Source organism: Brevibacterium litoralis (assembly GCF_040212315.1).
Lineage (GTDB): Bacteria > Actinomycetota > Actinomycetes > Actinomycetales > Brevibacteriaceae > Brevibacterium > Brevibacterium litoralis.
The window spans coordinates 66,338-86,203 of the sequence record NZ_JBDIUY010000037.1; the positions used below are offsets into that span (position 1 = coordinate 66,338).

The 19,866-nt window shown below is 69.4% G+C and carries 16 protein-coding genes; 2 read left to right on the forward strand and 14 right to left on the reverse strand.

The window, feature by feature from the left end; genetic code table 11:
* From trhO to AAD496_RS13140, 7 genes are all read right to left on the reverse strand, one after another.
* The gene (gene trhO / locus AAD496_RS13110) at positions 1-891 is read right to left on the reverse strand and encodes an oxygen-dependent tRNA uridine(34) hydroxylase TrhO (RefSeq protein ID WP_349829253.1); all 891 of its coding nucleotides are present in this window, start codon (positions 889-891) and stop codon (positions 1-3) included.
* 244 nt (positions 892-1,135) lie between these two features.
* Positions 1,136-3,463, reverse strand: coding sequence for a phosphoribosylformylglycinamidine synthase subunit PurL (purL, locus tag AAD496_RS13115; RefSeq protein WP_349829255.1), 2,328 nt, complete (start codon positions 3,461-3,463; stop codon positions 1,136-1,138).
* Between the two features lie 95 nt (positions 3,464-3,558).
* On the reverse strand, positions 3,559-4,527 hold the full coding sequence (locus AAD496_RS13120) for a hypothetical protein (RefSeq protein WP_349829256.1): 969 nt from the start codon (positions 4,525-4,527) through the stop codon (positions 3,559-3,561).
* 249 nt (positions 4,528-4,776) lie between these two features.
* Positions 4,777-5,433 (reverse strand): hypothetical protein, encoded by a 657-nt coding sequence (locus tag AAD496_RS13125; RefSeq protein ID WP_349829257.1) that lies wholly within the window; start codon positions 5,431-5,433, stop codon positions 4,777-4,779.
* 262 nt (positions 5,434-5,695) lie between these two features.
* Positions 5,696-6,952, reverse strand: coding sequence for a cobalamin-independent methionine synthase II family protein (locus tag AAD496_RS13130; RefSeq protein WP_349829258.1), 1,257 nt, complete (start codon positions 6,950-6,952; stop codon positions 5,696-5,698).
* 432 nt (positions 6,953-7,384) lie between these two features.
* Positions 7,385-8,065 (reverse strand): suppressor of fused domain protein, encoded by a 681-nt coding sequence (locus AAD496_RS13135; RefSeq protein ID WP_349829259.1) that lies wholly within the window; start codon positions 8,063-8,065, stop codon positions 7,385-7,387.
* Positions 8,066-8,074: 9 nt separating this feature from the next.
* The gene (locus AAD496_RS13140; RefSeq protein ID WP_349829260.1) at positions 8,075-10,435 is read right to left on the reverse strand and encodes a S9 family peptidase; all 2,361 of its coding nucleotides are present in this window, start codon (positions 10,433-10,435) and stop codon (positions 8,075-8,077) included.
* Between the two features lie 136 nt (positions 10,436-10,571).
* Between AAD496_RS13140 and AAD496_RS13145 the strand changes: the two genes are divergently transcribed.
* A complete protein-coding gene (locus tag AAD496_RS13145) occupies positions 10,572-11,984 on the forward strand; it encodes an O-acetylhomoserine aminocarboxypropyltransferase/cysteine synthase family protein (RefSeq protein WP_349829261.1) in 1,413 nt (470 codons plus the stop codon).
* An 85-nt stretch (positions 11,985-12,069) separates the two neighbouring features.
* Here the strand turns inward: AAD496_RS13145 and AAD496_RS13150 are convergent, their stop codons facing one another.
* From AAD496_RS13150 to AAD496_RS13180, 7 genes are all read right to left on the reverse strand, one after another.
* Positions 12,070-13,356 (reverse strand): adenylosuccinate synthase, encoded by a 1,287-nt coding sequence (locus tag AAD496_RS13150; protein WP_349829263.1) that lies wholly within the window; start codon positions 13,354-13,356, stop codon positions 12,070-12,072.
* Positions 13,357-13,524: 168 nt separating this feature from the next.
* Positions 13,525-13,992: a DUF3151 domain-containing protein gene (locus tag AAD496_RS13155; RefSeq protein ID WP_349829264.1), complete on the reverse strand. Its 468-nt coding sequence runs from the start codon at positions 13,990-13,992 to the stop codon at positions 13,525-13,527.
* A 66-nt stretch (positions 13,993-14,058) separates the two neighbouring features.
* Positions 14,059-15,258, reverse strand: a complete 1,200-nt coding sequence (locus tag AAD496_RS13160; RefSeq protein WP_349829266.1) for a PI-PLC domain-containing protein — start codon at positions 15,256-15,258, stop codon at positions 14,059-14,061.
* Positions 15,255-16,271, reverse strand: a complete 1,017-nt coding sequence (gene galE / locus AAD496_RS13165) for a UDP-glucose 4-epimerase GalE (RefSeq protein WP_349829267.1) — start codon at positions 16,269-16,271, stop codon at positions 15,255-15,257. Before galE ends, AAD496_RS13160 begins: the two co-directional genes overlap by 4 nt.
* A gap of 1 nt (position 16,272) precedes the next feature.
* Positions 16,273-17,499: a glycosyltransferase family 2 protein gene (locus AAD496_RS13170; RefSeq protein WP_349829268.1), complete on the reverse strand. Its 1,227-nt coding sequence runs from the start codon at positions 17,497-17,499 to the stop codon at positions 16,273-16,275.
* Between the two features lie 108 nt (positions 17,500-17,607).
* Entirely contained in the window at positions 17,608-17,859 is a 252-nt protein-coding gene (locus AAD496_RS13175; RefSeq protein ID WP_349829270.1) for a type II toxin-antitoxin system Phd/YefM family antitoxin, read from the reverse strand.
* Between the two features lie 41 nt (positions 17,860-17,900).
* Positions 17,901-18,584: a GyrI-like domain-containing protein gene (locus AAD496_RS13180; protein ID WP_349829272.1), complete on the reverse strand. Its 684-nt coding sequence runs from the start codon at positions 18,582-18,584 to the stop codon at positions 17,901-17,903.
* Between the two features lie 151 nt (positions 18,585-18,735).
* On the opposite strand from AAD496_RS13180, the gene AAD496_RS13185 reads away from it, so the two are divergent.
* The gene (locus AAD496_RS13185) at positions 18,736-19,863 is read left to right on the forward strand and encodes a helix-turn-helix domain-containing protein (RefSeq protein WP_349829273.1); all 1,128 of its coding nucleotides are present in this window, start codon (positions 18,736-18,738) and stop codon (positions 19,861-19,863) included.
* The last annotated feature ends 3 nt before the right edge of the window (positions 19,864-19,866 follow it).

Sequence of the window (19,866 nt, forward strand, 5' to 3'; positions counted from 1 at the left end):
TCAGACCGTCGCGGGCACGCATTCCCCGCAGTGGGGGTGGGCGCCGGACTCCGTGCACGCTTCGCAGCGGAGGAACTGCTTGCGGCACGCCTCGTTCGCGCAGTTGACGAAGAGCGGGGTGTGCGCGTCGCACTCCACACAGGTGCCCAGGGACTGCACGCCCTCGCCGTACTCCACGTGCATGCGCTTGTCGAACACGTAGAGCGACCCGTCCCACAGCCCCTTCGCGCCGTAGGTCTCGGCGTACCGGACGATCCCGCCGTCGAGCTGGTAGACCTCCTGGAACCCGCGGTTCTTCATGAGGACGCTGAGCACCTCGCACCGGATCCCGCCCGTGCAGTACGTGACGACCGGGCGGTCCTTGAGATTGTCGTACTTGCCGGACTCCAACTCGTCGAGGAAGTCACGCGTCGTGTCCGTCTGCGGCACGATCGCGTCCCGGAACCGCCCGATCTCGGCTTCCATCGCATTGCGGCCGTCGAAGAAGACCACCTCGTCGCCGCGTTCCTCCACGAGCTTGTGCAGCGCCCCGGGCTTCAGGTGCTCCCCGCCGCCCTGCACGCCGTCCTCCGTCACCGTGATCTCCGCAGGTGCGTGGAAGGTGACGAGCTCCGGGCGGACCTTGACCGACAGGCGCGGGAAGTCGTCGCCGGTGCCGTTGGACCACTTGATGTCGGCGTCCTTGAACGGCGCGTACCCGCGGGTGGACCGCACGTACTGCTTGACGTCGCCGATCTCCCCGCCGACCGTCGCGTTGATGCCGTGCTCCGAGACGATCACCCGCCCCTTGAGGTTCCACCGCTCGGCGAGCGCGAGCTGCCACAGTTTGACCGCCTCGGGGTCGGACAGCGGGGTGAAGACGTAGAACAGAACGATCTTGTGGACGGCCATGACCCACGATTCTAGTGGCCGCACTCCCCCGGGTCCCCGGCATGAGTGCGGTCTCACACCCCTCCCGACGCCGAGGCGCCCTGCTTCCCATCGGAAGCTCAGGGCGCCTCGGGTGCGGGGGAAGGCCTCAGCCGGTCATCACGGGTTTTGTCGCAGATGCCGAGGACCGTTCCCCGGCAACTGCGACAAAACCCGTGATCTCACGCCAGGTCGTCCGCAGCCGATCGGCCGCAGCCCCAGCCGCTCAGCCGCCGACGACGGGGCCGAAGTACTTCGGCAACGTGCCCTCGTGGGCCTCACGGAGCTCGGCGAGCGGCAGCGTGAAGTGGTCGACGTACTCCAGCGCGTCACCCTCGGCGTCGGTCATGCCGATGCGGGCGAACGGGAAGCCGCGCGCCGTGCACATGTCGGTGAAGCGGACCTCCTCGGTGCGCGGCACGGCGACGATCGCGCGGGCCGTGGACTCCGAGAACAGTGCGGTGAACAGGTCGACCCCGTCGCGCTCCATGATCTCGTCGAGCCAGATCCGCGCGCCGGTGCCGTGGCGCAGGGACGCCTCGGCGAGAGCCTGGGACAGGCCGCCCTCGGAGAGGTCGTGCGCGGCGTCGATCATGCCGTCGCGTGAGGCGTTGATGAGGATGTCGGCCAGTTCCTTCTCGGCCGCCGGCTTGAACTCCGGGGGCACGCCGCCCAGGTGGCGGTGGGCGACGTCGGCCCAAGCGGAACCGTCGAGCTCCGCGCCGGTGGTGCCGAGCAGGTAGATGGTCTGCCCGGAGTCCTTCCAGCCCGAGGGGGTGCGGCGCAGGACGTCGTCGAACACGCCGAGCACACCGACGACCGGGGTCGGGTGGATGGCGCCGTCACCCGTCTGGTTGTACAGGGAGACGTTGCCGCCGGTGACGGGCACGCCCATCTCCTGGCAGGCGTCCGCCAGGCCCTCGACGGCCTGCGCGAACTGCCACATGATCTCCGGGTCCTCGGGCGAGCCGAAGTTCAGGCAGTCGGTGACGGCCATGGGGCGGGCGCCGGAGGTCGCGACGTTGCGGTAGGCCTCCGCGAGAGCCAACGAGGCGCCCCGGGCCGGATCGAGGTACGTGTACCGGCCGTTCGCGTCCGTGGAGATCGCGATTCCCAGGCCCGACTCCTCGTCGACGCGGATGACACCGGCGTCGTCGGGGAAGGCGAGCGCCGTGTTGCCCTGCACGTACCGGTCGTACTGGTTGGTCACCCACTCCTTCGAGGCGAGGTTGGGCGAACCGACGAGGTCGAGGACGGTGGACCGCAGTTCGGCGTCGGTGGCAGGCTTCGCGAGACCGGCGGCCTCGACCGTGTCCTCACGGGTGGAGGCGGTCCAGGAGGGTTCGGTGTAGGGGCGCTCGTAGACCGGGCCGTCGTGGGCGACGGACCGCGGCGGGACGTCGACGATCACGTCGCCGTGCCACTCGATGGTGAGGCGACCGGAGTCGTTGACCTCGCCGAGCACGCTCGTCTCGACGTCCCACTTGCGCGTGATCTCGAGGAACTGGTCGAGCTTCTCCGGGGTCACGACGGCCATCATGCGTTCCTGCGACTCGGACATGAGGATCTCCTCCGGGGTGAGGGAGGGATCGCGCAGGAGGACGTCGTCGAGGGCGATGTGCATGCCGCCCTCACCGTTCGAGGCGAGCTCGGAGGTCGCACAGCTGATGCCGGCGGCACCGAGGTCCTGGATGCCCTCGACGACCTCCGCGCCGAAGAGCTCGAGGCAGCACTCGATGAGGATCTTCTCCGCGAAGGGGTCGCCCACCTGGACGGCCGGCCGCTTGGAGGGCTTGGTGTCGTCGAAGGACTCCGAGGCGAGGATCGAGGCGCCACCGATCCCGTCGCCACCGGTACGCGCGCCGAAGAGGACGACCTTGTTGCCCACGCCACTCGCATTGGCCAGGCGGATGTCCTCGTGCCGCATCACTCCCACGGCCAGGGCGTTGACCAGGGGGTTCGCCTGGTAGGTGGAGTCGAAGACGACCTCGCCGCCGATGTTGGGCAGACCCAGGCAGTTGCCGTAGCCGCCGACACCGGAGACGACGCCGTGGACGACGCGCTGGGTGTCCGGGTGGTCGATGGCGCCGAAGCGCAGCTGGTCCATGACGGCGACCGGGCGGGCACCCATGGAGATGATGTCGCGGACGATGCCGCCGACACCCGTGGCCGCGCCCTGGTAGGGCTCGACGTAGGAGGGGTGGTTGTGGGACTCGACCTTGAAGGTGACGGCCCAGCCCTCCCCGATGTCGACGACACCGGCGTTCTCGCCGATGCCCACGAGGAGGTTCTTCTTCATGTCCTCGGTGACCTTGTCACCGAATTTGCGCAGGTGCACCTTGGAGGACTTGTAGGAGCAGTGCTCCGACCACATGACGGAGTACATGGCCAGCTCCGCCGAGGTGGGACGGCGGCCGAGGATCGTCTTGATGTCCTCGTACTCGTTGGCCTTGAGCCCGAGATCCGCGTACGGCTGCTCGACTTCCGGGTGGGCGGCTGCGTACTCGACGGTCTCCTTGACCGTCTTCGTCGCGGACTGGTCGCTGCTCGTCATGATCCCTGTGCGGTCCTTTCGCGTGAACGTCCGTGGCGATTCTACCGGGGTCGACGGACACCGAAATCACCGGAGGGTGCGCAGACGGCGTGCGCTCACCCCTGCGGGGACACCGGCGGTGCCAGCGGTGGCGGCACACGGCCGTTCGTCGAGCCACCGGAGGCCGCGCCGTCGGTGACACCGGTGCCGCTCCTCCCGGCCCCCGTTGCCAACGCCCCCGCGTCCGCCCGCCGCGCGAGCAAGGACATCCCCACCACCACGAGCACGAGCAGGACGAGGTCGACCACCTGCAGACCCACCGTGTGGAACACGAAGCCGCCGGAGCCGGGCACCGCACCGGCCATCACACCCAGCAGTCCCGAGAGCCCCGCGTACACGAGCGCAAAAACGACCGCCGCACCGGCCGCGGACACCCACATCCACCACGGGCGGGCGTTCGCGTACTGCCACGCCGCGAGCACGAGCGCCAGAACGAACGCCGTGGCGAAGGCGCCCCCGATCGCCAGGACCAGTCCGACCGTCCCGACCGAACCCGACGACGACGACACGATCGCCGGGATGATCACCGTGGACCACACCATCTCGACCGCGAGCGCGATCACGACCGCGACCGCCGCCGGGATCCGCGTCGCCCACGTCCCCCGCGGTGTCAGGAGCATCGCGACGACGAGCGCCACCGTCCCCAGGATCGAGAAGCCGACGGTCAGGATCACCATCCCCATGCCCACCGCACCGGGCCCGTCCTGCGTGAACTGGATCCCCCGCACCACCGCGGAGAGGAAGGCGGCGAGCGCCGGCACCAGCAGACCGAGCAGGTAGAGCAGACGGGACGTCATCATCGCCCCGCCGCCGAGGCGCCCTCCCCTCCCGGCCCCCACGCCGACACCCTGTGGCTGCGGTGCCGGCGTGGGTGCCGGCGAGTACTGCGACTGGGAATACTGCGACTGGGAATACTGCGGGGCAGGAGACGGTGCGTGGGGTGACCGGGGGTGGGGCGCCTCAGCGGCGGAGTGTGGCCCGGGTGGTGCGAACCGGTCGTGGTGATCGGGCTGCGTGGGGGCCATCGAAGTTCCTTCTCCCGAGGTGTTCCCAGGACCCTCACCAGGGAGGATGCGCCGGACACGGACTGTCGCAGCGATGATACTCAGGTGCGTGGTGCACAGGTGTCGGACCGTGTTCCGATCCCGCGACATCGCCCCCTCACACGCACGCACGCGCGAGCGCACGTCCAGTGTGGAAGGAAAGGCGTCTCACCGTCACGACTGGGAATCCGCCATTCCTTCCACACTGGACGCGCCGAGCCCCGGGCGCCCTCACCGACGGTCGGGCACGCGGGCGAGGAAGTGCAGGCCGATCACGGCCGCCGTCACGACGAGGGCTTCGAGGATCGAGTACCCGGTGAAGTGCAACAGGTAGTACGCGGTCGTTGCGAGACCGTGGTCCATCGACCACAGCGGACCGGACACGAGCCCGACCATCTTCGAACACCCGAGCAGGAGACCGGTGACCAGGAGCCCGGTGAAGCCCGCGACCAACGACATCCACCAGGGGCGGCGGTTCGCCACCTGCCATCCGACGAACAGCGGGACGAGGACGGAGGTGTTCATGAGCAGCACGCGCAGACGGAAGTTCCAGTCGTGGACGAATGCGCCCTCGTCACGCATGACGAACATCCACATGACCGTGAGCAGGACCCCGACCCCGACGATGCACGCGCCCGCCACCCGAGAGGGAGCCGACCCTCGCCGGGTCACCGCGGCGCCGACGAGGGCGAGCGTCCATCCCAGAAGCTGCGCCACCTCGTAGGACGCGCTGGTGATCTGGAAGAGGGTGGCGTCGAGGCCCGTCGGCACCGACAGTGCGATCGCGTCGACGAGGGACACGAGGATCCACAGGAGGAGGGTCAGTCCGATCCCGCCGACGTAGAGCCAGCGCCCCACTCCCCCGCCGGCCGCGGCAGTCGCCGCCACGTTCGGCACCGTGGACCGAGGTACCGCGTGGGAAACCGATCCGGGAGGCGCGCCGGGAAGGGGCGCACCAGGGGGAGGTGGCATCGACACCATGGAACGCAACTCCTTCGTCGCGGATCGGGGACGATTCCACCGTATGCCTCACGCGGCCGGGCCCCGAGGAGGCGAACCGCCCCGATATCGTTCGCGACCCTGGATATGTCGGCACATATCGGGGGTCGTGAACGATATCGGGGCGGTGGGGTGCCGGGGGCGGTGCCCCTCAGAACCGCTTGGCGGCGAGCTCCGCGCCCTGCGTGAGCGACTGGAGCTTGGCGACGGCGATCTCCGGGTGGACGCGACCGCCCAGACCGCAGTCGGTCGAGGCGACCACGTTCTCCGGGCCCACCAGCCGGCCGAACCGCTCGATCCGGTCGGCCACGAGCTCGGGGTGCTCGACGACATTGGTCGCGTGGGACACGACGCCCGGGACGATGTACTTGCCCTCCGGGAGCTTCACGTCCTCCCAGATCCGCCACTCGTGTTCGTGCCGGACGTTCGCCGCCTCGAAGGTGATGCCGGCGGCTTCGATGCCGAGCACGGTCTCGACGATCTCCCGGAACGGCAGGTCCGTGACGTGCGGGCCGTGCCAGGAGCCCCAGCACGTGTGGACGCGCACCTGCTGCGGGTCGATGCCGCGCAGTGCATGGTTGAGCGCGTCGACGCTGAGCTGGGTGAAGTTCCGGTAGTCCTCGAAGGTGGGCTCCGGCGCGATCTGGTCCCAGTTCTCCGCGAGCGAGGGGTCGTCGATCTGCAGGGTGAGGCCGGCCTCGGTGATCGCCAGGTACTCCTCGCGCAGGACGTCGGCCCAGGCCCACACGAACTCCTCGTAGGAGTCGTAGTGGCGGTTCTCGATCCGCGCACCGGAGGCCGGCGAGAGCGCGTTGAGGTAGACGCGGGACGTGTCGTACCCGGCGGCCTCGGCTCCGGCGAGCGCATTACGGATGTCGCGCTGCACCTGCTCGGTCCCGGTGTAGGAGATCGGGCCGGTGGCGACCGGGAAGCCCGGCTGGTGGCCGGTGTCCGTGCCCGCGTGCGGGTCCGAGTAGGCGCCGGGGAACAGCGCACGGTCACGGCGCCCCGCGAAGCTGTTGAGCCGGATCTTCCCCGGTTCGCTCAGCTGCTCGGGCAGTTCCCACAGACCCTTGTCGTTGATCTCCAGACCACCGGTCCGGGCGAAGACGTAGTGCCACCAGGCGCCGTAGTCGAACTCGGCGGCCATCGCGTGACCGTACTCGCCGTCGTTCGGTTCGGTGATCCCCAGGTCCTTCTGGCGCTGGAGGATGTCGACGACGCTCTCGGTGAGCAGCGAGTCGAAGTCACCGGCGGTCTCTTCTCCGGTCGCGTCGGTGGGAGCCGCGGCGTCCTCGGTCTCGGCGATCGTCCCGACACTCGTGTCGAGGCGGGCCCGGTTGGCGGCGATGAGTGCGGGGGTACGGGGCAGGGATCCGGCGTGCGAGGTACGGATGGGGGTCGTCATACGAGGTGTCCTCCTGTGACCCGGGCGGCGAACGGGGTCCACCCGGTGCGGCTGCGATGGTCACGACGGTCAATGACGGACGTGGGGAGGCTTCCGCTGCGGTCCGTGGCGTCGGTCCCTCCATCTCACCACGGATTCCCGGCCACGCATGTGTGTGCCGTCACGAAGTCTTCACGTGTCGTCATCCTTCGCCACGTGAACCACCCGTGTTCCACGGCCACGCCGCCGAGGCGCCCCACCCTCCCGACCGGGCCGCCGTCGTGCTGTCTGTACGGGCCCGACCGCCGAGATCACGGACTTTGTCACAGATCCCGGGTTTTGTTTCCCGGTATCTGCGACAAACCCCGTGATCTCACACCGGGCATCCCGGGCACGCGCCTGTCGTTGGGACTACGCGCCGGAAGCCGGTTCGTCGGCCGGAGCGACCGGGCGTCACACGACCGAACCGCGGCGGAGGTCGAGGGTGTCGACGGCCGCGCGGTCGAGCGCTTCTTCGAGGGCGTCCTCGCCGTGGTCGCGCAGGTACTGCAGCTCCGCGTCGGTGATCGCCACGGGGGTGAGCCAGGTGATGCGGATGTCGTCCTCCACGTGCGCCGGGACCCGCTCGAATCCGAACGGCGAGGTGAGGTACACGTGGCGCACATGGTCGGGTTCCGCCGTGTGCCGGTCCGCGACCCTCCCGGTGGCGAGCGCGTCGACATAGGCCTGGCCCGGTTCGACCACCCGCCCCAGATCGGCGGCTGCGAAGGCCGTGCACGTGAGGATCAACGTGCCCGGGTCCTCCGTCGCGGCACCCTCAGAGCGGAGCCGCCGTCCCGGGCTCAGGAGTTCGACGCGCAGCGGCACCCCGGTCGCCGAGACCCGCCCGGTGGGCAGCGCGGCGAGTCCGAGCGTCGCCACGGCCGTCTCACCGGGGTCGACGTCGTCGAGTCCGGTGGGTTCGAACAGGCTCAGGACGTCGACGTGCTCCGTGCTGCCGACGAACTGCCGGTAGTACCGGTCGACGCGCGGCCGACCCCCGATGTGGGAGACCAGATGCTTGGCGGTCCGGCGGGAGCGCGGGGCGACCGGTTCACCACCCGGCCGCCCGTCGGGTGACGAGAGGTGTGGCACGGTCGGTGGTCACTCCCCTGCGGAACCCGCGGCGTCCGCACCGACACCCGCGCCCGATCCCTCGGCCGAACCCGTGGTGTCGCCCGCCAGCCCCAGGCGCTCGAGGATCCAGGCCCATTCGAAGGCCGTGTCCTTCCAGGCGTTGTACCGCCCGGACTTGCCCCCGTGACCGGCGACCATCTCGATCTTCATCATCGCGTCGGCTCCGACGTCCCGCAGGCGCGCCACCCATTTGGCGGGCTCCACGTAGAGGACGCGGGTGTCGTTGAGCGAGGTGATCGCGAGGATCTGTGGGTAGTCGATCCCCTCGCTCACGTTCTCGTAGGGCGAGTACGACTTCATGTACTCGTAGACCTCGGGGTCGTGGAACGGATCGCCCCACTCGTCCCACTCGATGACGGTGAGCGGCAGCTCGGGCATGAGCATGGAGGTGAGCGAGTCGACGAAGGGCACCTGCGCGCAGATCCCGGAGAACCGGTCCGGCGCGATGTTCGCGACCACACCCATGAGCATGCCACCGGCGGACCCACCGAGGGCGACCATCCGCTCCGGTTCCGCCTGACCGGTCGCGATGAGGTGATCGGCGACCGCGACGAAGTCCGTGAAGGTGTTCTTCTTGGTGAGCGTCTTGCCGCTGTCGTACCAGGCGCGTCCCATCTCACCGCCGCCACGCACGTGCGCGACCGCCCACACGACCCCGCGGTCCAGCAGCGACAGCCGTGCCACCGAGAAGTACGGGTCCATGCTCGCCTCGTACGACCCGTAGCCGTACAGCAGGGTCGGGTTCACCGCCGGTTCCCCGACACCGTCCCCGTCCGCTCCCGAGGCGCTCTCCGCTCCCGAGGCGCCCGCCGGGTCCCCGGCCACCGCGTCCTTCCGCCACACGAGGGTGACGGGGATCCGGGTGCCGTCGGCGGCGGTGGCCCACTGGAGTCCCTGCGCGTAGGCGGAGAGGTCGACCCCGCCGAGGACCTCCTGCTCCTTGAGCACGATCCTCTCGCCGGTGCGCACGTCGTACTCGAAGACCGTCGGTGGGGTCACATAGGAGGCGTAGACCATGCGCACGCGGGGCTGCGTCCACTCCGGGTTGGCGGTGGCGCTCGTGGTGCCGATCGGTTCGTCCGCGGTCACCTCGACGAGTGGCAGGTACGGCGATCGCACGCCACCCGTGCCCGCCGACCCCTCGCCCGCAGCACCTTCGGACTCCCCGGTCCCGCGGATCCCGATGACACCGACCCGCGCGAACCCGCCCTCGCGGTAACTGAGCACCAGGTGGTCACGGAAGGCCTGGAGGTCCTCGATCCGCTTCCCCGCGGTCCCGGCACCACCGGTCGCATCACCAGCACCACCGTCACCACCGACCAGCACCGGCCGCCACTGCGACTCGTCGGCGGGTGCGGACACGGGCACGTCCACGACGTCGAAGTCCTCCCGGTCCCTGTTGTGCACGATGAGGAACCGGTCCTCCTCGTGGCCCTCCGCGTCCGGCACGACGGCGTGTTCGACGGAGTACTCGACCCCTTCGACGAGTGGCCACACGGCCACCGGGGTCGACTCCGGTTCGGCCGTGTCGATGTACCAGTACGCGCTGCTGATCTTCGAGCCCACCGCGAGCATGAGGTACCGCTTGGACCGGGTGAGCCCCATGCCCAGCCAGTACCGCTCGTCCGGCTCGTGGAAGACGACGACGTCCTCGGAGGCGTCCGTCCCCACCGCGTGCCGCCACACCTTGTGTGGGCGCCAGGCGTCGTCGACCGTCGCGTAGTACACGTACTGCCCGCTCACGTCGAAGAACGCGCCGGCCGCGGTGCCCGGGACCTCGTCGGCCAGGTCCTCTCCCGTCGCGAGGTCACGGATCCGCAGGGTGTAGCGCTCGTCCCCGGCCTCGTCGAGACCCCACAACAGGCGCGATCCGTCACTGCTGTAGGACAGGCTGCCGAGCGAGAAGAACTCCTTGCCCTCGGCCTCGACGTTCTGGTCGAAGACGACCGCTTCCCCCGGGAGGGTCTGCCCGTCCTCGACCACCGGTGGCGTCCAGTCCTCCGGGTCCGCCACGGGGACACGGCAGTGGATGGCGTAGTCCTTGCCCTCGACGGTCCGTGCGAAGTACCAGTGGTCGCCACGGCGCCCCGGCACGGACATGTCCGTCTCCTTGACGCGCGACTTGATCTCACCGAACACCGTCTCCCGCAGCCCCTCCAGGTGCGCGGTGCGGGCCTCGACGTAGGTGTTCTCCGCCTCCAGCCCGGCGATCAGCTCCGGGTTCTCCTTCTGGCGCATCCACTCGTAGGGATCCGAGAAGGTGTCACCGTGGAACACACGGTCCTGGGGCTTGCGGGCGTGCACGGGTGCCGTGGGGATTTCCGTCATGCGGGCCACCCTAGCGGGCGCCTCGGACGTACTTCTTCCGCCATGAACGCGTCACGCGATTTCACATGACGACCACGACATTCACATGTCGTCACAATGATTTCCCCAGAACAACGTTCCCGGTCACGATGGCCGCATGACTCCCTCTTCACCCTCCCCGGGACTCGCCACCCGCCAGGTCCACACGGGGTACGTTCCCGGAACGCCGCAGAACTCCGTGGCGGTGCCGATCTACCAGACGACGGCCTACCAGTTCGACAGCTTCCACCAGGCGCGGGAGCTGTTCGCGCTGCGGGGCTCGGGGAACCTCTACTCGCGCAACGGCACGCCCACGCAGGCGGTGCTGGAGAAGCGGGTGAACGACTTGGAGGGCGGTGTCGGGGCACTCGCGGTCGGGTCCGGGCAGGCGGCGGTGGCGACGGCGCTGCTGGCACTCCTGGGGAACGGCGACCACGTCGTCGCCTCGAACAAACTGTACGGCGGGACCTCGGACCTGCTCGGTGACACCTTCGCGGACCTCGGGATCGAGTGCACGCTCGTCGACCCGCTCGACCTCGCGGCGTGGGAGGCGGCGATCCGACCGGAGACCCGCGTCGTGTTCCTGGAGTCGGTGGGCAATCCGATCGCGACCCTGCCGGACCTGCGCGCGATAGCCGACCTGGCGCACGCCCACGGGATCCCGGTCGTCGTCGACAACACCGTGGCCACGCCGGTGCTGTTCCGGCCCTTCGAGCACGGGGCGGACTTCGTGGTGCACTCGGCGACGAAGTTCATGGGTGGACACGGCACGTCGATGGCCGGTGTGGTGGTCGACGGTGGCACCTTCGATCCGAGCGTCGAGCCGCACAAGTGGCCGGTGTTCACGCGCGAGTACGAGCGCTACGGCGGGATCGTCTTCGCCGATGCCTTCGCCCTGCCTGCACCGCGGACCCCGCGCCCGGACGGAAAGTCGCCGTTCCTCGTGCTCGCGCGCTCGAAGGTGGTGCACGACCTGGGACCGTCGCTCTCCCCCTTCAACGCCTTCGAGATCCTGAACGGTCTGGACACGCTGAGCCTGCGGATGCAGCGGGTGACCGAGTCCGCGCTCCGGGTGGCGGCCTGGTTGGAGGACCATCCCCTCGTGGCGCGGGTCCACCACCCCGGTCTGGAATCGCACCCCGACCACGCAGTGGCGGACCGCGACTTCCCGCAGGGGATCGGCGCGGTGTTCTCCGTCGACCTCGCGCTGCCCGGCTTCGAAGAGCCCGTCTACGACCTCGACGGTGACACGGCCGAACGCCTGTTCGATGCGATCGGCACCTTCGTCGATTCCCTGCAGGTGTTCGGGCTCGTGGCGAACATCGGAGACGCCAGGTCACTCATCGTCCACCCGGCGACGATGACCCACTGCCGGCTCACCCCGGCCGAGCGCGAGGCGGGGCGGATCTCCTTCACGACCCTGCGCCTGTCCATCGGCCTGGAGGACGTCCCGGACCTCGTGGCGGATCTCGACCAGGCCTTCACGAAGGTGCGGGAAGCACTGGACGCGTCCGCTCGGGCCGCGGCCTGATCCGACACACCGAGAGGGCACATATCCGTCGATCCCGCGCTCGGATCCGCGGATATGTGCCCTCTCGATCTCAGCGACCCGGAGTTCAGTCCACCAGGTCGTGACGCACGATCGACTGCTCGCGGTCGGGGCCGACGCCGATGACGGACATGCGGCAACCGCTCAGCTTCTCCAGCGCCAGCACGTAGTCCTGCGCGGTCTGCGGCAGGTCCGAGAACTCGCGGGCACCCGTGATGTCCTCCTGCCAGCCGGGGAAGGTCTCGTACACCGGCTTGGCGTGGTGGAAGTCCGACTGGGACACCGGCATCTCGTCCATGAAGGTGCCGTCGACCTCGTAGCCCACGCAGACCGGGATCTCGTCGAGGCCGGAGAGGACGTCGAGCTTGGTGAGCACGTAGTCGGTGAATCCGTTGACCCGTGCCGCGTACCGGGCGATGACCGCGTCGTACCAGCCGCAGCGGCGCGGCCGGCCGGTGTTGACGCCGTACTCGCCACCGGTCTTCTGCAGGTGGATGCCCATCTCGTCGAACAGCTCCGTGGGGAACGGACCCGCGCCCACCCGCGTCGTGTACGCCTTGACGATGCCGACCACCCGGTTGATGCGCGTGGGTCCGATACCGGAGCCCACGACCGCGCCACCGGCAGACGGGTTCGAGGAGGTGACGAACGGGTAGGTCCCGTGGTCGACGTCGAGCATGGTCGCCTGACCGCCCTCCATCACCACGACCTTGTCGTCGTCGAGCGCCTGGTTGAGCAACAGGGAGGTGTCGGTGACCATCGGACGCAGGCGGTCCGCGTAGGACAGGATGCCCTCGACCACCTCGTCGACCTCGACCGCACGCCGGTTGTACACCTTCACCAGCAGCTCGTTCTTCTGCCGCAGCGAACCCTCGATCTTCTGACGCAGGATCGACTCGTCGAAGATGTCCTGCACGCGCAGACCCAGCCGCCCGGTCTTGTCCATGTAGGCGGGACCGATACCACGCCCGGTCGTACCGATCGCGCGCTTGCCCAGGAACCGCTCGGTCACCTTGTCGATCGTCTGGTGGTAGGGCGCCACGATGTGCGCGTTCGCGGAGATCTTGAGGTTCGCCGTCGAGGCGCCCCGCGACTCCAACATCTCGATCTCCTCGAACAGCGCCTCGAGGTTCACCACCACACCGTTGCCGATGACGGGGACGACCGAGGGCGAGAGGATCCCGGCGGGCAGCAGCTTGAGCTCGTACTTCTCGCCGCCGACGACGACCGTGTGGCCGGCGTTGTTGCCACCGTTGGGCTTGACGACGTAGTCCACGCGGGTGCCGAGGATGTCGGTCGTCTTCCCCTTACCCTCGTCGCCCCACTGGGCGCCGACGACCACGATTGCTGGCATGCTTGCACTCACCTTTGCGCATTTTCGGGCAGCCCGGACCTGCGGGCCTTGCTGCGTCAGTCTACTGGGAGCCTCCGACACACTTCTCGAACCCCACACCGTGGAGCGCGTCCAGGATCCGCGCCGCCCCTCAGCGCGCACCGCACCGCGCCCCTCAACGCGCGAGGGTCACACCGCGGGTTCGGCAGGGATCGCCTCGATCGCGTCGGGGTCGGACTCGCGCAGGAACTTCTCCACGCGCTGCGCCTCCTCCGCCTCGTTGATGGAGGCGGCGGCACGGCCGAGCGCGTAGAGCGAGCGCAGGAACCCACGGTTGACGACGTGGGAGTAGGGGATCGGGCCGGCGCCTCGCCAGCCGGCACCGCGCAGGGCGTCGAGGCCCCGGTGGTAGCCGACGCGGGCGAAAGCGTAGGACTCGACCTGGCGCCCCTCGGTGAACGCCTCGTCAGCGAGGACGGCCCAGGCCAGGCAGCTGGCGGGCAGGTCGCGGACGACGTCGAGCGCCTCCTCGCCGGCCTCCATGCGGGCGCGCGCCTCGACGTCGGGGTGGTCCTCGGGCAGGAAGGTGGGCTGGGGGCCCAGCTGGCCCGCGTTCAGGTTCCCGATGTGCGCGGGATTGCCGATCGGCTGGCTCATGGGTGTCTCCTCTGTGTTCGGTACTCGGTCGTCCTTCACGGATCGGTCGCCCTCCACGGACGACGCTCAATCGTCCTTCACGGACGAGGGCTGCACGGCGAAGGGGTTGTCCGCCAGGGCACCGTACACCCCGGCCGCGGCCAGCTCGGCGAGCGCCTGCTCGTCGGCGACCCCCGTGGCCCAGACCCGCAGGTCGGAGCCGAGCCACGCATCGAGATCGACGGCCGCGCCGTCGGCACCGCCCTCGGAGGTCGAGTCCCCCGCTCCCGAGGCGCCCTCCCCCACGGCCACCATCTGCACTCCCGCCTCGCTCAGGGCGGACGGGTCGAGCCCGGTGAGGTCCCCCTCGTAGAGGGTCGTGAGTCCGGCGTCGACGCCGATCCGCAGGACGTCGAGGTCGGCGGAGCGCAGGATGATCCCGTCGGGCCGGGCGGGGCGTTCGCCGTCCGCGGACCCGTCTGTGTCTCCTGCACCGGTCGCCCCGTCGACGGTGGCGCCTTCGACGGTGGCGACGACGGCCCGGGCCTCCTCGGCGGAGTCGACCGCGGGCATGAACACGGTCATGTCGCCGTAGCGGTCGAGCGCGTCCTCCCAGGTCATCGGGGTGCCGGGGCGCGACCAGCCGCTCGCCTCGGAGGCGTCGGCACCGGCGGCGTCGGCGGCGTCGGCGTCGGAATCATCACCGGACGACTCCGGCGGAACCGCGGCGCCTGCGCCCGGCGGGGCGATCTCGGCGGAGGTGAAGGCGTCGAGGGTCCAAGAGGACACCGGACCATCGAGACCCAGCGCCGCCGGGGCGGTCTCCTCGTCGGCGAGCACCGGCGTGCCGTCGGACAGGAGTGCGAGGTCGACGGCCGGCAGGTAGCCGAACTTCACGACCTGGTCGACGGCGTCCCGCGAGTTCTCGGGGTACAACGCCGAACCTGCGTGGAGCGCGCCGACCGCCGGGGTCTCCAGGTCGTCGATCGTGAGGACCGCGCCCGGGCGGGCGATGTTCCACACGACCACACCGGCGACGGCCAGGAGCGCGACGCCGGCCACCAGCAGCGGCGCCTTGGTGCGCGGGGCGTCCTCGTTGCGTTCGATCTTCCCGGTCACGGCCGCGCCCAGCGACGGGCGGGCCGACGACGAGTCGCGGGCGTCCGAGGGGGAGTACGCCTCGGCAGCCTTCCCTGCAGCCTGTTCTGCAGCCGTCCCGGCAGCCGCCCGCTTGGCCGGGTTCCCGGAACGTCGTGCGCCCCGCGCAGTGTTCTTCTTGCGGTTCACCGGGGCAGCAGCTCCGGCGGGCAGGCGGTGCGGGCCATGTCGTCGAGGTCGTGCGTGGCCGTCCACCCCAGGTGTTCGGCGATGGCACCGACATCGGCGACCAGGCGTGGCGGATCCCCGGCCCGGCGGTCGCCGATCACGTACTCGACCTCGTGGCCGATCACGCGCGAGATCGCGTCGATGACCTCCTTGACCGACGAACCGTTGCCGGTGCCCACGTTGAACACGGGCGATCCGTGATCGCCGGCGCCCAGGTCCTTGCCCTCCCCGGCGCGTCCGTGTCCGGCGGCCAGGTGGTCGAGTGCGACCAGGTGCGCGTCGGCCAGGTCCTTCACGTGCACGTAGTCGCGGATGCACGTGCCGTCCGGGGTGTCGTAGTCGTCGCCGAAGACGACCGGCTTCTCACCGGACTTCAGGCGGTCGTAGACGATCGGCACGAGGTTCATCACGGCGGGATCCCGCAGGTCGTCCCAGCCGGCACCGGCGACGTTGAAGTACCGGAGCTTGATCGCGCGCATGCTGCCGCGGCGGACGGCGTTGTCGATCATCCACTCACCCACGAGCTTGGTCTGGCCGTAGGGGTTGATCGGCTGGCAGGGGTAGGTCTCTGGGATGATGTCCGCGTCGGGCATCCCGTAGGTCGCGGCGGACGAGGAGAAGACGATCTCCTGGACACCGGCGTCCTGCATGGCGCCGATGACGTGGCGCAGTCCCGTCACGTTGTTCTGGTAGTACCAGAGCGGTCGGTCGACGGACTCCCCCACCTGCTTCTTCGCGGCGAAGTGGACGACCGAGGTGACCTCGTTCCGCAACATGCACGCCGCGAGCTTGGCGGTCACGTCCACGTCGTCCCCGCCGGCGAGGTCGAGTTCGAGGACGGTGGCGTTCCCCGCGCGCTCGCGGATGCCCGACGACATGTCGTCGACGACGACCACGTCCTCGCCGCGGTCCTGCAGCAGCCGCACCACGTGCGACCCGATGTACCCGGCTCCGCCGGTGACCAGAACAGCCATGTCAGTCGTTCCCTTCCGTCTTTCCTTCGTCTGCGCCCGCCGTGCCGACGGCGTCCACGCCGCCGTCCACCGTGCCGTCGACCCCGACCTCCGCACCCGAGGCGCCCTGCACTCCCGGCCCTTCCGCCAGCAGTCCGCCGCCCCGGCTGGGGTCCACCTGGCCGCGTGCGCCCGTCACCAGGCCACGCAGGAACCCGAGGCCCCAGGAGATGTGCATGGAGGGCAGGATGATCTTGAACCAGGCGCGTTCACGGAACCCGCAGTCCTTCGCCCGCAGTGCCTCGCGGCCGATGAGGGCCAGGTAGGCGATGCTCGGCACGTGGACGAGCGAGGTGAAGCGGCGCAGGACCTTGGGCCAGCGTCCCGTCACGCCGGTGAGCTGGAGGACCAGTTCGACGACCGCGGCGGCCATACCGAGGATGAGGACGGGTGGGGCGAAGTAGCGCAGGGAGTTGCGCGAACCGTGGCGGCGGACGATCTCCGCCCGCCAGCGACCGGTGGCGTGGAACTGCTGGACCAGCTGTTTCCACGTGGAACGCGGCCAGTAGGTGACCTCCAGGCGGGGGTCGAACCAGACGAGGCCGCCGGCTTCGCGGATACGCAGGTTGAGTTCCCAGTCCTGGCCGCGGCGCAGGGATTCGTCGAAGCCGCCGAGCTCGTCGAACACCTCGCGCCGGAAGACGCCGAGGTAGGCGGATTCGGATTCCTGGGCCTCGTCGCCGGAGTGGTAGGCGGGGCCGCCCAGGCCGAGCGGGGACATGTAGGCGCGGGCGACGGCCTTCTGGAAGGCGGTGCGGCCGCGGGCGCGCATGAGGCCGCCCAGGTTGGCCGCTTCCATCTCGCGGAGGACCCGGACACCGACGGCGGTGTAGTCGGGGGTGAGCTCGGAGTGCGCGTCGACGCGGATGATCACCGGGTGTCGCGTCCGGGCGATCGCGAGGTTGAGGCCGGCAGGCGTGGTGCCGGTGGGGTTGTCGACGTATTCGATGCGCGGATCCGCATCAGCCATCCGCTGCACGATCCGCGTGGTGCCGTCCGTCGAGGGGCCGAGTGCCAGGACGATCTCCTTGTCCCCGGCGTAGTCCTGCGCGAGGACGGTGGCGACGGCGGCCTCGACGTGGTCGGCCTCGTTGAGCACGGGCATGACGTAGCTGACGCCGGGACGTCGTCCCAGTTGGGGCAGGGATTCCGGGGTCAGGCGGGGTTCACGCGGGGGTGTCTTGGGCACGCCCCCGATTGTTCCACAGCCCGGATGAGGGAACCCTGAGCAGCCCCACGTCGGAAAGTCGGCATAGCTGGTAGTCGTAAGTGCCCCGCACTGAGGTCGACCACCGCGTCAGATCCTGCGGTCGAGTTCGCACTCCTCGAACTCACCGGACCGAGCGCGATCGTACGAGCCGAGCAGGCGCCGCGCATTGGCCGGCGACCGGAACAGATGCGCCGCTTCCTGCCAGGCCGCATACTCGTCCGCAGGCATGAGGACCACGTTCCCCGCAGTCGACTCGATCTCGATCGTCACGCGTTCGTCAGTGACCTTCTCGATGAGAGCGAACAAGTGCGAACGGGCTTCTCTCGCGCTGATCATCATGGATCCGCCTCCCTATTGGCACGTATCCATGGTGCCACCCCTCACACCCTCCGCACCGGCTGCCGCAGCAGGGTCCGTAGTTTCTCCGGGGCCGTCCGCCGGGTGTCGCTGAAGTACACCTCGTGATGAGTGCCGGTCATCTCGAGGTCGTGGTCCGGGATGTACTCGTGGTGCATCCGCTCCAGCACCGGACCCTCCGCGTCGAAGGACCCCACGTGCAGCGTCTGCACACACAAGCCCTCGTCGAGCTCCTCGAACCGCACCTCCGCCGGTCCCGCAGAGACGCACTCCTCCGCCGAGGCGCCCTCCCCCATAGAGACACCCGCCCCCGCAGCCGCCGGACCCGCCTTCCGCGCCACCACGTCCCGCGCCACCGCGACCTCCGCCGCACCGAGCCAGTCGGGCACGAGCAGCATGAGCGTCCAGTCCCAGCACGACTTGTCCCGTCCGGACGTGAAGGCGTCCATGTCGTCGGCCCACCACAGCCCCTCCAGCGGCGGCACCACGTAGTCCCGGCCGAGTTCCTTCTTGCTGTGGAACTTCAGCGCGTACGCGAGTGGGTACAGCACCTGCAGCGCGGAGTCGAACGCCGGCGAGGTGTTCGGATCCCCACGCCCGTCGATCATGAGGTAGTGCCGCACCGGCACGACGACCTCGCGGAACAAACCCTTGGGCGCCGCGTACTCGTCGAGCTCCTTCTTCAGGTCGACCTTCGCGTGGGCCATGCCCCCAGTCTCCCGCCGCCGGGCCGCTCCCACCAGACCACAGGGACCCCGGACCCCGCTCCCGAGGCGCCCCACCCTCTCCATCACTCGCGTACTCCCCGTCCGCACCCCACCCTGGCCGGGCCCACGCCGATGTGGGAAAATCCAACACATGGACAAGGTCGAGCTCGGTCGCCGCATCACAGAAGCCCGCACCGCTGTGGACATGACCCAACAGGGTCTGGCTGATGCCGTCGGTCTTGATCGCTCGGCCATCATCACCCTCGAACAGGGCAAGCGGAACCTCAAGGTTCCGGAGCTCGTCGAGATCGCCCAGGCGCTCGACAGACCGCTCACGTACTTCGTCCGCCCCACGGTGCCGGCCGCCGTCAGCAGGCGTTCATCGCCGGAGACTCGGCACGAGTCGACCCACCAACTCGACCTCGAGCTCGACGAGTTCGCCGCAGACCTCCGCTCACTCCAGGAGCTGGGCCTGATCGTCCCGTTCGCCCGCGACACATCGAGAAGCCTTCCCGACTCGCACGAGGGAGTCGAACTTGTCGCGGCAGGCCTTCGGACGGACGCTGGGCTCGGCGCCACACCGATCACCGATCTCGGTCGGACCTGTGAACGGTTCGGCCTCTACACCTATTCGGTACCTTTGGGGGCACAAGGACCGGACGGTGGTTGCGTCGAGATCGAGTCGACCCACGGCTCGACCGGCGCTGCCGTGATCAACGGCGATGCCGCGTCCGGACGCCGCCGAATGACTCTGGCTCACGAGCTGGGGCACTGGGTGTTTGGTGATGCCTACGACACGGGAGCGACCTTTCAGACCGAGCGGATGATCAATTCGTTCGCCATCCACTTCCTGGCGCCCCGTTCCGGAGTCGTCCGGGAGTGGAACGCGCACAAGGACTGGACCATCCGCGACCGCGCGATCGTCGTCAGCGCGACCTACCGGCTCAGTTGGACCGCAGCGCTCTCGCAGCTCCGGAACCTCGGCCTCATCGATCACGCCGAGCGCGACCGTCTTGTCGAGCACGAACCGCGCTCCGGCGACTTCCTCCGCCTCGAACTCACTTGGCCCGATGAACTTGAACCGGGATACCTCTCCCCGGGCTTCACGTCCGCCTGCATGCGGGGGTACACAGAATCGAAGCTCACCGCGGACCGGACCTTGCAATTGCTCCGCGGAATCCTCACCGAGCAGGACCTGCCCGACAGGAGTCCCCTCACGCTCGATGATTTCCGGGCCTCCTTCGCCGGGCACAACCTCGGAAGCCCGGGTCATGAATGACCC

Bases quoted from the DNA above. Each gene is read 5' to 3' on its own strand.
- trhO (WP_349829253.1), bottom strand. From the start codon at position 891: ATGGCCGTCCACAAGATCGTTCTGTTCTACGTCTTCACCCCGCTGTCC.
- purL (WP_349829255.1), bottom strand. From the start codon at position 3,463: ATGACGAGCAGCGACCAGTCCGCGACGAAGACGGTCAAGGAGACCGTC.
- AAD496_RS13120 (WP_349829256.1), bottom strand. From the start codon at position 4,527: ATGGCCCCCACGCAGCCCGATCACCACGACCGGTTCGCACCACCCGGG.
- AAD496_RS13130 (WP_349829258.1), bottom strand. From the start codon at position 6,952: ATGACGACCCCCATCCGTACCTCGCACGCCGGATCCCTGCCCCGTACC.
- AAD496_RS13140 (WP_349829260.1), bottom strand. From the start codon at position 10,435: ATGACGGAAATCCCCACGGCACCCGTGCACGCCCGCAAGCCCCAGGAC.
- AAD496_RS13145 (WP_349829261.1), top strand. From the start codon at position 10,572: ATGACTCCCTCTTCACCCTCCCCGGGACTCGCCACCCGCCAGGTCCAC.
- AAD496_RS13150 (WP_349829263.1), bottom strand. From the start codon at position 13,356: ATGCCAGCAATCGTGGTCGTCGGCGCCCAGTGGGGCGACGAGGGTAAG.
- AAD496_RS13155 (WP_349829264.1), bottom strand. From the start codon at position 13,992: ATGAGCCAGCCGATCGGCAATCCCGCGCACATCGGGAACCTGAACGCG.
- galE (WP_349829267.1), bottom strand. From the start codon at position 16,271: ATGGCTGTTCTGGTCACCGGCGGAGCCGGGTACATCGGGTCGCACGTG.
- AAD496_RS13175 (WP_349829270.1), bottom strand. From the start codon at position 17,859: ATGATGATCAGCGCGAGAGAAGCCCGTTCGCACTTGTTCGCTCTCATC.
- AAD496_RS13180 (WP_349829272.1), bottom strand. From the start codon at position 18,584: ATGGCCCACGCGAAGGTCGACCTGAAGAAGGAGCTCGACGAGTACGCG.
- AAD496_RS13185 (WP_349829273.1), top strand. From the start codon at position 18,736: ATGGACAAGGTCGAGCTCGGTCGCCGCATCACAGAAGCCCGCACCGCT.